General features: G+C 64.9%; 9 protein-coding genes and 1 pseudogene. 2 read left to right on the top strand and 8 right to left on the bottom strand.

Going from position 1 to position 11,770, the window contains the following annotated elements; genetic code table 11:
- Window positions 1–106 precede the first annotated feature (106 nt).
- The gene (locus HDG37_RS26025; RefSeq protein ID WP_184052466.1) at window positions 107–1,150 is read left to right on the top strand and encodes a porin; all 1,044 of its coding nucleotides are present in this window, start codon (window positions 107–109) and stop codon (window positions 1,148–1,150) included.
- Window positions 1,151–1,307: 157 nt separating this feature from the next.
- Here the strand turns inward: HDG37_RS26025 and HDG37_RS26020 are convergent, their stop codons facing one another.
- From HDG37_RS26020 to HDG37_RS25995, 6 genes are all read right to left on the bottom strand, one after another.
- Window positions 1,308–2,711: a DNA-binding protein gene (locus HDG37_RS26020; protein ID WP_184052464.1), complete on the bottom strand. Its 1,404-nt coding sequence runs from the start codon at window positions 2,709–2,711 to the stop codon at window positions 1,308–1,310.
- Window positions 2,712–2,899: 188 nt separating this feature from the next.
- Window positions 2,900–3,868, bottom strand: a complete 969-nt coding sequence (gene lipA / locus HDG37_RS26015; protein ID WP_184052462.1) for a lipoyl synthase — start codon at window positions 3,866–3,868, stop codon at window positions 2,900–2,902.
- A gap of 5 nt (window positions 3,869–3,873) precedes the next feature.
- Window positions 3,874–4,983: an acetoin dehydrogenase dihydrolipoyllysine-residue acetyltransferase subunit gene (locus tag HDG37_RS26010; RefSeq protein ID WP_184052460.1), complete on the bottom strand. Its 1,110-nt coding sequence runs from the start codon at window positions 4,981–4,983 to the stop codon at window positions 3,874–3,876.
- A 3-nt stretch (window positions 4,984–4,986) separates the two neighbouring features.
- Window positions 4,987–5,991 carry an alpha-ketoacid dehydrogenase subunit beta gene (locus HDG37_RS26005; protein ID WP_184052459.1) on the bottom strand — a complete coding sequence of 335 codons (1,005 nt, stop codon included), beginning with the start codon at window positions 5,989–5,991 and terminating at the stop codon, window positions 4,987–4,989.
- A 136-nt stretch (window positions 5,992–6,127) separates the two neighbouring features.
- Window positions 6,128–7,111, bottom strand: a complete 984-nt coding sequence (locus HDG37_RS26000; RefSeq protein ID WP_184052457.1) for a thiamine pyrophosphate-dependent dehydrogenase E1 component subunit alpha — start codon at window positions 7,109–7,111, stop codon at window positions 6,128–6,130.
- Window positions 7,112–7,193: 82 nt separating this feature from the next.
- A complete protein-coding gene (locus HDG37_RS25995; protein ID WP_184052455.1) occupies window positions 7,194–8,249 on the bottom strand; it encodes an NAD(+)/NADH kinase in 1,056 nt (351 codons plus the stop codon).
- A gap of 439 nt (window positions 8,250–8,688) precedes the next feature.
- On the opposite strand from HDG37_RS25995, the gene HDG37_RS25990 reads away from it, so the two are divergent.
- Window positions 8,689–10,629, top strand: a complete 1,941-nt coding sequence (locus HDG37_RS25990) for a sigma-54-dependent Fis family transcriptional regulator (RefSeq protein ID WP_184052452.1) — start codon at window positions 8,689–8,691, stop codon at window positions 10,627–10,629.
- A 48-nt stretch (window positions 10,630–10,677) separates the two neighbouring features.
- On the opposite strand, the gene HDG37_RS25985 is transcribed toward HDG37_RS25990, so the two are convergent.
- A complete protein-coding gene (locus HDG37_RS25985; RefSeq protein ID WP_090811592.1) occupies window positions 10,678–10,968 on the bottom strand; it encodes a hypothetical protein in 291 nt (96 codons plus the stop codon).
- A gap of 277 nt (window positions 10,969–11,245) precedes the next feature.
- Window positions 11,246–11,770, bottom strand: a pseudogene (locus tag HDG37_RS25980) (ammonium transporter); the annotation flags it as partial.

Here is an 11,770-nt window from a genome sequence, read left to right as displayed (position 1 = left end):
TCCTCCTTCTTTTTTCCTACCTGCCATCGGCATGAGACCGTTACCTAATCCTTTCGCATACGCAATCAGTACCCCTTATGTTTCGTTGAGTTGTCTGGTGTTGTGTGTGGGTGTGACAGCATCGTCCGCACACGCGCAAAGCAGCGTCACGCTGTACGGCAGCATCGATGAAGGCGTTGGCTACGTGACCAATGCGAAGGGAAGTTCGCAAGTCGTCATGGGGCCGATCAGCGTGCCCGACCAGTTCGGCTTCAAAGGCTCGGAAGATCTAGGGGGTGGATCGAAAGCCGTATTCCAGCTGGAGAACGGTTTCTTCTCGAATACGGGCGCTTTCGCCACTTCGGGCGTACTGTTCAGCCGCAAGGCCTTCGTCGGGCTTTCCGACAAACGTTGGGGCACGCTCACACTCGGCAGGCAGTGGGATCTGACCGACGATGTGCTTCTGCCCAACGCGAACGGCGCTGTCCAGTACAACTACTTGCTGTACCGCCCCGCCAACATCGACAACGATGCGGTCACCCCCGTGAACAACACTGTGAAGTACGCAAGCAATCCGTGGCATGGAGTGTCGGCGCGCGCGATGTACGGCTTCACCGATCCTTCGACGGGACAGGGCCGCTATGTAGGCGGCGCGCTCCTCTACAAGACCTCGGCGCTGCAACTGGGCGCGGTATACAGCGACACCCGCAACAAGTCGTACGCCTTCAATACGTCGCTTGGCTACGTCAGTTTCCTCGGTCAGGACCTTACCGGCGGCACGCCATTCAAGGCGCGCAATACCGAGATCTTCGGTGTGGCCGGCACGTATATACCCAATCGCCAATGGGCGTTTCACGCTGTCGTCGATACGGTGAAAATCGCCAGCGATACGGATTCAACGCGTGCTACGACAACTGAGTTAGGCGTGGACTGGAACGTCACGCCATTCGACACCGTGCTGCTCGGCGGCTACCGCACGTGGTTCGACGGAAAGACCTACACGACCGCCGGTCTCTCGAACCTGTATCACCTTTCGGTGCGCACCATGCTCTACGCCGAGCTGACTTATCAGCACGCGGGTGGCGGCGCGCAAGCGGCGCTGCTCTCGTTGTCGCCGTCGTCGCGCAGCGATCAGGCGTCGGTGCGCATTGGCGTGCAGCACTTCTTCTGACTGAGCTTGCGACCGGTGCTTCGATCGACGACAGCAAGTCGCATATGGGTGCACCGGTAACGACCTGGGAGAACGGTTGCATCGCGATGCGACGGCACCGGCTTCCCGCGCACAGAGAAAATCGATCGGCGCTGCCGCCATCCCATCAACGATCCCGTCACGCTGGCGAGGTTTCGGTGTTCAGCTTCGACACCGCACCCGTCTTCTCGTCGTAGCGGTAGCCTTGTTTCTCGAGTTGAGCGCTGATCGTTTCGACGAGCACCTGCTGCTGAATCTCCTTGCGCAGTAATTCATGCTCCGGCTTGAGCTGGGCCAGTTCAGCGGCAAGCCGGCGGCTCAATGTCGCTTCACCTGCGCCGCGGGCAAGGACGACGACCATTTTTTCATTCGCCTGAGCCAGTTGCTGCTTCAGTGCGTTCGAGTAGTCGGACCATTTCCTGACGGTCTCCCGCGCTTCGGCAATTGCGGCGGCATGCGCGTCCGCGTCGCGCGTCATCTGCGCCTTCAATGCCTCGAGCTGCTGAGAGTCGGCAGTCACCGGCGACGCCGACTCCAGGCCCGCGACGTTCTCGCTCGCCACCGCGCTTTCGGCCAGTTCGGCCGCGCGCTGCTGCTCCGCGTCGGCACGCTCCTGCGCCTCGGACAAGCTGGCCGACAGTCTCGCGATTTCGGAGGCGCCCGCGTCACGCTCATCGGTCAGGCTGGCGATCTGCGTCTGGACATTCTGCAATTCAAGTGCGGCGGCATTCCGTTCAGCCTGCGCGCCCGCGACCTCTTCCCGGCGGGCCGCGTGCGCTTCCTGCTCGGCCTGCAGCTCCGCGCGAATCGCCTCGAGCTCGCTTTGAAGACGAGCGACCGCTTCGGAATGCGCCGCTTCCAGCGCCGCACGCTCCGTTTCGTCGGCCGGCGTTTCGACGACTGACCCAGCCGACTCGTTCGCCACCTCGCCCTCGCCCGCGGCGTCGGTCTTTTCGTGCGAAACCGCTCCGCGCTCCGCGGCCAGTTCCGCGCTCTGCAGTTCCGCTTCGAGGAGCGAAACGCGCTCAGCAAGTTCCTGCGCGCGCTTCTCCGCCGCGTCGGTCCGTTGCACGGCGAGCGCAATGTCCTCTTCGAGACCGGCTACCGCGTCGACTTTCTCGTCGTAGGCGCTCGTCATCTTATCCAGTTGGACTTGCAGCGCATCGAGTTCCTGGACGGTGGTTTGCAGTTCCGCAAGCGCGTCGTCGCGCTCGTCGCTGGCGTCCTCGACACGCTGGCGCATCGCGGCGAGGCGTCGCGCCACCGCGCGTTCCGCTTCGTCCTGCGCTGAGCTCCACAGCCGGTCGAGCGCATCGCGCATGGTGTCGGTCACGGTCTCCGGCAAAGCCGGACGTTCGACGACCTGCGGCACCCGCGGGGCACGCGTTTCACGCCACTTGCGCAATGCCGCTGCCACCGCGACCACCGAGCCTGTATGGACTTCGGACCAGATGGCTACCGGAGACACCTTCTCGCCCTCTTCGGCCATCCGGTTTGCGATTTCAGCGACGAGTTCGTCCGTGATCGTAATGTTGCTTGACATGCCTGCCTCGACAAAGTGCACGTGGTGACGAATACCGTTTCGTCGTTCGGGAAGCGGCCCCGCGCTGGGACTCGCCTCGCATACCTACGAATTGTCGAGTAGTTTCCCGGCGGTCAATCGTTCGAAAAGCCGAGGTTACGGGGAGGTATTCGTCGAATTGCGCCACCAAAGGTCCGGCACACATGCATTCAGAGCTTTCCGGCGATCCGATCCGCGTGATACGACGAACGCACGAGCGGCCCCGACACCACTTCCATGAACCCCAACTTCAAACCTTCGTCGCGTAGCATGTCGAACGTCGCGGGCGGCACGTATCGCCGCACCGGCATGTGAAACCGCGACGGCGCGAGATACTGGCCGATCGTCAGCACGTCGACGTCATGGGCACGCAGATCGCGCATCGTCGCGAGCAGTTCGCTGTCGGTCTCGCCGAGCCCGGCCATCAGGCCGGATTTGGTCAACACCGCCGCGTTCTGGCGTTTCGCGCGCGATAGCAGTTCGAGCGAGCCGAGGTAGTCCGCGCCGGCCCGTGCGGCCCGATAGAGCGACGGCACCGTCTCGAGGTTGTGATTAAAAACGTCTGGCCACGCCACGGACAGAGCATCGAGCGCGCGGTCGATTCGCCCGCGAAAATCCGGCGTCAGGATTTCCACGCGAATGCCCGGCACGCGCTCGCGCACGAGCGCAATACAACGCGCGAAGTGCGCGGCGCCGCCGTCGCGCAGATCGTCGCGGTCCACCGATGTAATCACGACGTAGCGCAGCCCGAGCGCCGCGACGGCGTCGGCAAGCCTCGCGGGCTCGTCGTCGTCGAGCGCTTGCGGCCGTCCGTGCGCGACGTCGCAGAACGCACAGCGCCGCGTGCAGATCCCTCCCATGATCATGAATGTCGCCGTGCGCTGCGCGAAACACTCGCCGATGTTCGGACACATCGCCTCCTCGCAGACCGAATGCAAGCTGTGCTCGCGCAGCACCGCCGCCATGCCCGCGACGGTTTCGCTCATCATCGGCCGCGCGTGCAGCCAGGGCGGCTTCGGCAATACGGTCGAATGGTCCGCCGGCACGATCTTCACCGGAATGCGGGCGAGCTTGTCGCGGTTGCGCTTGCCATGCTGGCCAAGCGCCGTGAGGCTGTCGGTATGAGGAGCGGCGTCCATCGCGGTTATCCGAAGAACTCGTTGAGCAGGCGGTTCACCTCCGATGCAGCCTCCATCTGCACCATGTGTCCTTTGCCGTCGATCACGTGCACACGCACCTGAGCGGGCAGCCCCTGCGCGTGCGCGGCAGGAATGATCTGGTCCTGCGCCCCCCAGATCACCAGCGTGCGAGGCGCGAGCGTGTCGAGCCGCTCGCGATAGACGCGGCTTTGCACCCCGCCTTCGAACGCGGACGCGGCAATCTTGCGCAGCGCGTCGTTCACGCCTTCGAGCCGCTTGTACTTGACGATGTCTTCGATCAGTTGCCGCGTGACCAGCGACCCGTCGGCAAAAAGCTTCACCAGATGCGGCTTCAGGGCGTTGCGGCTGCTGCCCTCGACGAAACCTTCGATGTACTCGCGATTGATCTCGTCGCCGAGCCCCGCGCCCGCGATCAATGCCAGCGACGCGACGCGTTCGGGCGCCTTCGCGGCGACCGTCATCGACACGGCGCCACCCATCGAATGGCCGACCATATGCGCGCGCTCGATGCCCCGGTCGTCGAGAAACGCGATTACGCTGTCGGCCAGTTCGTCGAGGCTGCCCGTGTCGACCGCCTTGCCCGACTCGCCATGCCCCGGCAGATCGAGCGCCCACACGGCGCGGTGCGCGGCGAGCTCCGCATGATTGAAGAGCCAGTTGTTCAGATCGCCGCCGAAACCGTGGATCAGCACCGCGGGCGTGCCGCCGTCGCCGATCTTCAGGTAACGCACGGTGCGCCCGCCGATCTGCGCCTTTTGCGGCTGCGGCCCCGCCTCCGCCGTGTCCGCGGTGGCCGGCACGAAGTCGCGCTGGAACGCCTCGACCGCCGCATCGATGTCGGCCTCGGAGCTCGCTTCGTCGGCGACGACGCCGAGCAGCGCTCCGATCGGCAGCGTGTCGCCCTGCTGCGCGATCTGCCTGCGCAGCGTGCCGTCGAAAGCGCACTCGACGCCCGACGAAATCTTGTCGGTCTCGACATCGAGTATCTCGTCGCCCTTCGCGACTTTTTCGCCGACCTCCTTCAGCCAGCCGTTGACCTGTCCCTGCTCCATCGACAGCCCCCACTTGGGCATCGTGATCATGTGAATCGGCATTGCTCAGCTCCTTACTTTCCGCACGGCCGCGGCGATGTTCTCGGCCGACGGGATATACAGATCTTCGAGCACGCCTGCGAAAGGCGCGGGCGTATGCGGCGCGGTCACGAGTTCGATCGGCGCCTTCAGCGAATGGAACGCGCGCTGCGCGACCAGCGCGGCGATATCGGTCGCAATCGAGCAGCGCGGATTCGCCTCGTCGACCACGACGACGCGCCCGGTGCGCTCGGCGCTTTCCAGGATCGTTTCCTCGTCGAGCGGGGAGGTCGTGCGCAAATCGATCACCTCGACCTGGATGCCCTCTTTCGCGAGCTTTTCGGCGGCATCCGTCGCGTGGTGAACCATCCGGCCATAGGTGACGATGGTCGCGTCGTCGCCTTCGCGCACCACGTTCGCTTCCCCGAACGGAATCGCATACGACTCTTCCGGCACGTCGCCCTCGCGGCCATACAGCAGCTTGTGCTCGCAGAAGATGACCGGGTCGTTGTCGCGAATCGCCTGGATCAACAGGCCCTTCGCGTCGTACGGCGTCGACGGGCACACCACTTTCAGGCCGGGGATATGGGTGAACATCGACGTCAGCATCTGCGAGTGCTGCGCGGCCGCGCGCAGGCCAGCGCCCTGCATCGTGCGAATCACGACTGGCGTCAGCGCCTTGCCGCCGAACATATAGCGAAACTTCGCGGCCTGATTGAAGATCTGGTCGAAGCACACGCCCATGAAATCGATGAACATCAGTTCTGCCACCGGACGCATGCCGCACGCGGCCGCGCCGACCGCGGCGCCGATGAAGCCGCCTTCGGACAGCGGCGTGTCGAGCACGCGCCCCGGATACTTGTGAAAGAGCCCTTTGGTCACGCCGAGCACACCGCCCCACGCATCCTGTTCACCGGGGGACCCGGCGCCACCCGCGTTGTCCTCGCCCATCACGATGACAGTTTCGTCGCGCGCCATCTCCTGGCTCAGCGCTTCGTTGATCGCCTGAGAAAACGTGATCTTCCTTGCCATGACTGTCTCCTGTCGATCGGAGTTAGCGCTTTAGCTGTCGAACAGAGTTGGCGCTTTAGCGCTTACTCTGGTCCCATGCAACGCACTTATTCCGATCCTATGCAAAGCTCAAGATTGAATGGTTTCGCGCCGCGGGTTACGGATAGGACACGTAGACGTCGGTCAGCAGGTCGGCGGCCGTCGGCAGAGGCGCGGCCTTCGCTTCCGTCACCGCGCCGTCGATCAGTTGCTTCACCTTGGCATCGACGCTGCGCAGTTCGTCGGTGCTGAGCATTTCGGCGCGCACCACGCGTTCCTCGAAACGCTTCAGGCAGTCTTTTTCGTCGCGCAGCTTCTGCACTTCGCCGGGCGCGCGATACGTTTGCGCATCGCCTTCGAAGTGACCGAAATAGCGCGACAGCTTCACTTCGACGAGCGTCGGGCCACCGCCGCCGCGCGCCCGCTCGATCGCGGCGCCGAGCGCCTCGTGCACCGCGAAGAAATCGAAGCCGTCGACGATCACGCCGGGCATGCCAAAGCCGCTCGCGCGGTCGGCGATGTTGTCGGCCGCGACCGACCACGTCGACGAGGTCGCCTCCGCATAGCCGTTGTTCTCTGCGACGAAGATCGCCGGCAGGCGCCAGACGGAAGCGAGATTCATCGATTCGAAGATCACGCCCTGGTTCGACGCACCGTCGCCGAAGAAGCACACGCCGACGCCGCCGGTCTTCCTGAGCTTCGCGGCAAGTGCGGCGCCGCACACGAGCGGACCACCCGCGCCGACGATCCCGTTGGCGCCGAGCATCCCTTTCGACAGATCGGCGATATGCATCGAGCCGCCCTTGCCGCGGCACACGCCGGTGCTGCGGCCGTAGATTTCGGCCATCATGCCGGGCACGTCGACGCCCTTCGCGATGCAGTGGCCATGACCACGGTGCGTGGTGGCGACATAGTCCGCGTCGTTCAGATGCATCATCGTGCCGACCGCCGACGCTTCCTCGCCGGCATACAGATGCACGAAGCCGGGTATCTCGCCGGTGGCGAATTCGACGTGCAGGCGCTCCTCGAACTCGCGGATCGTGCGCATCATCCGGTACGCTTCCAGCAGCTTTTCCTTGCTCAACTGCGTCGATACAGACATGGTGTGTCTCCAGGGAATGATCTCGATGTTCACTGCTACTTCAACCAGCTTTGCTTCAGGCGTTCGCTTCCTCCTGAGTTGATTACCTCCGACGCGCCGCCGCTTCACGCATCAACTGCCGCGACGCGCAATAGCGCAGCGTGCGGCCGACATCGACGGTGAGCGGTCCCGCCCAGTCGAGCGCGATCTCGTAGCGGTCGTCGCGTTCGAGCTCGATCTCGCGCTCGCCGTCGAAGGCGAGCGTCCCTTGTTCGGTATGCAGCGGCGTCCAGCAGCCCGCTTCGAAGCGCTCGCAGGTGCGCATCGTCACCCGATCGACACGGCCCGGCGCGAGCGGCGCGAAGATCGGCACGCCGGATTCGCCCGCGCGCGCGAACGTCAGATGCAGCCCGTACGGCGCGCCGCGCTCGACCGGCGCCCACGCGCCGCCGATCGACGACAGGCCGATACCATCCGGCGCCGCGAAGGTCAGAAACAGCGCTTCGATATCAGCCGGCTCGCAGACGGCGCGCGCACCGACGAAACGCTGCCGGCTCAGGCACACATCGACCAGCGCGATTTCCTCCCGCCCCTTGTTCGGGCCCGCGACGCAACTGACCACGAGACGCTTGTTGCGCGTCAGCGCGACCTCGGGCGGCACGAGCCCCGAAGCGGCGAGCGCGCCCGCGAGGCCCGCCACCGTCGCTTCGCGCAGTTCCGGAAACGCGTTGTTGGTACCCGTCGACAGCGTCAGCAGCGGCACCTCGCCGCAATGCGCGGCAACCGCGCGATGCGTGCCGTCGCCGCCGAGCACCGCGATCAGATCGACACCCAACCCGACCATCCGCGCGACACCCGCATGGGTGTCGGCCGCGCTGTCCGTGATCGGCAGTTCGAGAAATTCGACGGTCGGCCAAGGCTGCGGCTCGGCCACGGCCGCGTGCGTTTCAAGCGCACGCAGTACCAGTGCAGCGACACCGGTCCGGTCGCGCAAGGTCAGCACGCGGGCGACGCCGAGCATGCCGAGGCCCGCGAGCAGGCGCACGACCATGTTCGCCTTCTCGGCGGTCGGAAACACCGAAGCGTGCGTGGTGAGGCGTCGAATATCACGGCCCGATGCCGGGTTCGCGATCACGCCGACGGTGATGGGTGATGACACTGGCTTGTCTCCTGTGGGCGAGTAGCGAAGCGGACTTGCTGTGATGAAGCGCGCTTGCTTTCGCGTTTGCTTGTCTGCCAGCGATACTGCAAAGGTCGGGCCAGTTGCTTGTGCGTCGTGCGCACGCGCCGAAAGCGCCGTATTCACGGGGTGGACGCGGAAGTCGGACGGTCGCGGCCGCTTTCATCAGACCTGCGCCGCGCAGTTCACTGTGTCTCACGGGCCCGTCCCGCGACGCGGTGCGCGGCTCACAGCACGTCGCGACGCTTGCGCGATACCGCGCCAGACAAGGGTTTGCTCGATGCGACCAGCGTCTCGCTCATCTCTGAGACGTTCGTCTCACGCCTCTGACGTGCTGCGCCGCAATGTGATCGCTCAGTGTGGATGTGCTACAAGACAGGGACGCGCCCTACTCGGTGTCGCTCGCCTGGAGCCGGCCATGCCCTATGTTTCTCAAACGCAGCACGTCGATCGCGTACGCGGGGCCATCGAAGGACGCTTGCCGGCCCCTGCCAATTCGTCGCGCCTCGTGTCGTCGTGGCAGCGGTCGTACGAGCAGTACCGGCTCGACCCAAGTTCGGTGATCGGCCCGCGCGTGCTGACGTCCGCCGAACTGCGCGAAGTCCAGGGCAAGGAGGAAGCCTTTCTGCGCGCCTCGGGCCAGTGCCTGACGCGGCTGCACGAAATGATTCGTGTCGCCGACTATTGCGTGATGCTGTCCGACGCGCACGGCGTCACGATCGACTATCGGATCGATCGCGACCGGCGCAACGATTTCAAGCATGCGGGGCTATATATCGGCTCGTGCTGGTCCGAGCGCGAAGAAGGCACCTGCGGCATCGCGAACGTACTCACCGATCTCGCGCCGATCACCGTGCACAAGACCGATCACTTCCGGGCCGCGTTCACGACGCTCACGTGCAGCGCTTCGCCGATCTTCGCGCCGACCGGCGAATTGATCGGCGTGCTCGATGCATCGGCGATTCGATCGCCCGACAACCGCGACAGCCAGGGGCTGGTTTTTCAGCTGGTGCGGCAAAGCGCGAGTTTGATCGAGGATGGCTACTTTCTGAATCAGACCGCGCAGCACTGGATCCTGTTCGGCCATCAAAGCCGCCATTTCGTCGAAGCGCAGCCCGAAGCACTGATCGCATTCGACGAATGCGGCAACATCGCCGCCGCGAACCGCAAGGCGCACGAGAGCATCGCGGGGCTCGACGGGCCGCGTCACATCGACGAGATATTCGACACGTCCGAGGTCCGTCTGCACGACGTCGCGCGCACCGGCATGATCGTGGCGCTGCGGCTGCGCGCGACCGGCGCGATGCTGTATGCGCGCATTCGCGCGCCGATGAGACGCACGGCTCGCCCGCTCGTCGCGACACGGCCGGCCGATCCGCATGCGGACGGCAGCATCGGCGCGATGAGCCGCTTTTTGCACAGCTCGGACGAACGGATCGCGCGCAACGCGCAAGTCGCATTGCGGATCGCCGGCAAGCGGCTCCCGGTTCTGCTGCTCGGCGAAACCGGTGTGGGCAAGGAGGTGTTCGCGCGCGCGGTGCACGACTCGGGTTCGCGGCGCACGCGGCCGTTCGTCGCCGTGAATTGCGGCGCGATTCCGGAGCCGCTGATCGAGAGCGAGCTGTTCGGCTATGCGCCTGGCGCGTTCACCGGCGCGCGCAGTCGCGGCGCGCGCGGCAAGATCGCCCTCGCGCATGGCGGCACGCTGTTTCTCGACGAAATCGGCGACATGCCGTTCAGCCTGCAAACACGTCTGCTGCGTGTACTCGCCGAGGGCGAAGTGGTGCCGCTTGGCGGCGATACGCCGGTGCGCGTCGATATCGACGTGATCTGCGCGACGCACCGCGATCTGATGCAGATGGTCGAAGCGGGATCGTTCCGCGAAGATCTCTACTATCGCCTGAGCGGCGCGACGCTGCGCATACCGCCGCTGCGCGAGCGCACCGATATCCGCGATGTGATCGATACGGTGTTCAACGAGGAAGCCCAGGCGGGCACGCATGTGCTGATGCTCGATCCGCAATTCGCCGGGCGTCTTGCCGCTTTTTCGTGGCCCGGCAACATCCGGCAACTGCGCAACGTGCTGCGCTATGCGTGCGCGGTCTGCGATTCGGCTCGCGTCGAGTTGCGGCACGTGTCGCCGGAGTTCGCGGCGCAACTCGCGCCCGCCGTCACGCCGGCGCTCGCGGCGAACTCCACGTCGCCGGCCAGCGCCGACGACGAGCGGGGACGGATCGTCGCGGCACTCACGCGTTGCCAGTGGCGGCCTAACGCCGCCGCGCTGGCATTAGGCATATCGCGCGCGACGCTGTACCGGCGCATCGCGCGACTAGGCATCGTCGGGCCGCATCGCGCATAAGCGGCATTGCGATCGCCCTTCTAAATCGAAATGTGCTTTCCAATCGCATCAAACAAGCAGAATGGCCACAAGCTGACCGGCGGTCGCAATCACGATCGCCAGATCAACCGGATTGGCCAGAAGAAATCCGAGAAAATCTGAATCGACGGCGCGCGTGCGCCACATCCCGACAAAGCCGACCGACAGAATCAGCCCGAATAAAAAGTCGAATCCGAATCCTGCGGCGAGCCATCTGTTATGCCTGACGACAGGTTCGGCGAATGCGAACATTGCCAAAAAGGCGATTTGCGATATGAGAACAACCAGTACGACAACATGCTGCTGATTATTCTTTTTCATCGGCTGGCGGAAATCCGGTTGCTCGAACCCGGCACGACCTCCTCGCTCGTCCGGCCGAACTTCGGCAGTACGGGCGCGTACCTGGCAGACACCCGCATGCTCTCAAGTACGAAGGGTGCCCCGACTTCTGTCGCGGCCTGGCCGCTGTAAGCGCCAGGCCCCAACCCAAGGCACGCTGGCGCCCTGCCCCGCATGGAAGCGATGCCGGCAGGTACGCGGCACCCCATCCAAAGGAGGGGCGGTGACCGTCGTACCCGCTCCATCCGCGGCGCAACCGTTATTCGACCGCCTCGCCATGCAGCACCAGGTCCAGTCCTTCGCGCTCTTCTTCCTCGGCGACACGCAACCCCATCACTGCGTCGATTGCCTTGAGCAGAACAAACGAGACCACCCCGCTGTAGATCAGCGTCGTCGCGACACCCTTGAGTTGCAGCATCACGTCACCGTCCGCGCCGCCGATGTCCTTGACCGCGAACACGCCGGTCAGCAGCGCACCGACGATCCCGCCCACGCAGTGCACGCCGAACGCGTCGAGCGAATCGTCGTACCCGAACTTGTGCTTGAGCCACGTGGCCGACCAGAAGCAGACCACACCCGCGACGATACCGATCACGAGCGCCCCGAGCGTGCCGACGAAGCCCGACGCCGGCGTAATCGCCACCAGACCCGCGACCGCGCCCGACACGATACCGAGCACCGACGGCTTACCCTTGGCCGCCCATTCGGCGAACATCCACGCAAGCGCCGCCGCGGCGGTCGCCACCTGCGTCGCGAACATCGCGAAGCCGGCACGGCCATCCGC

The sequence above is a fragment of the Paraburkholderia sp. MM5384-R2 genome (assembly GCF_014201025.1).
GTDB lineage: Bacteria > Pseudomonadota > Gammaproteobacteria > Burkholderiales > Burkholderiaceae > Paraburkholderia > Paraburkholderia tuberum.
This window is presented reverse-complemented; position numbering and strand designations above follow the sequence as displayed.

Bases quoted from the DNA above. Each gene is read 5' to 3' on its own strand.
- HDG37_RS26000 (WP_184052457.1), bottom strand. From the start codon at position 7,111: ATGTCTGTATCGACGCAGTTGAGCAAGGAAAAGCTGCTGGAAGCGTAC.
- HDG37_RS26005 (WP_184052459.1), bottom strand. From the start codon at position 5,991: ATGGCAAGGAAGATCACGTTTTCTCAGGCGATCAACGAAGCGCTGAGC.
- lipA (WP_184052462.1), bottom strand. From the start codon at position 3,868: ATGGACGCCGCTCCTCATACCGACAGCCTCACGGCGCTTGGCCAGCAT.
- HDG37_RS25990 (WP_184052452.1), top strand. From the start codon at position 8,689: ATGCCCTATGTTTCTCAAACGCAGCACGTCGATCGCGTACGCGGGGCC.
- HDG37_RS25985 (WP_090811592.1), bottom strand. From the start codon at position 10,968: ATGAAAAAGAATAATCAGCAGCATGTTGTCGTACTGGTTGTTCTCATA.
- HDG37_RS26020 (WP_184052464.1), bottom strand. From the start codon at position 2,711: ATGTCAAGCAACATTACGATCACGGACGAACTCGTCGCTGAAATCGCA.
- HDG37_RS26010 (WP_184052460.1), bottom strand. From the start codon at position 4,983: ATGCCGATTCACATGATCACGATGCCCAAGTGGGGGCTGTCGATGGAG.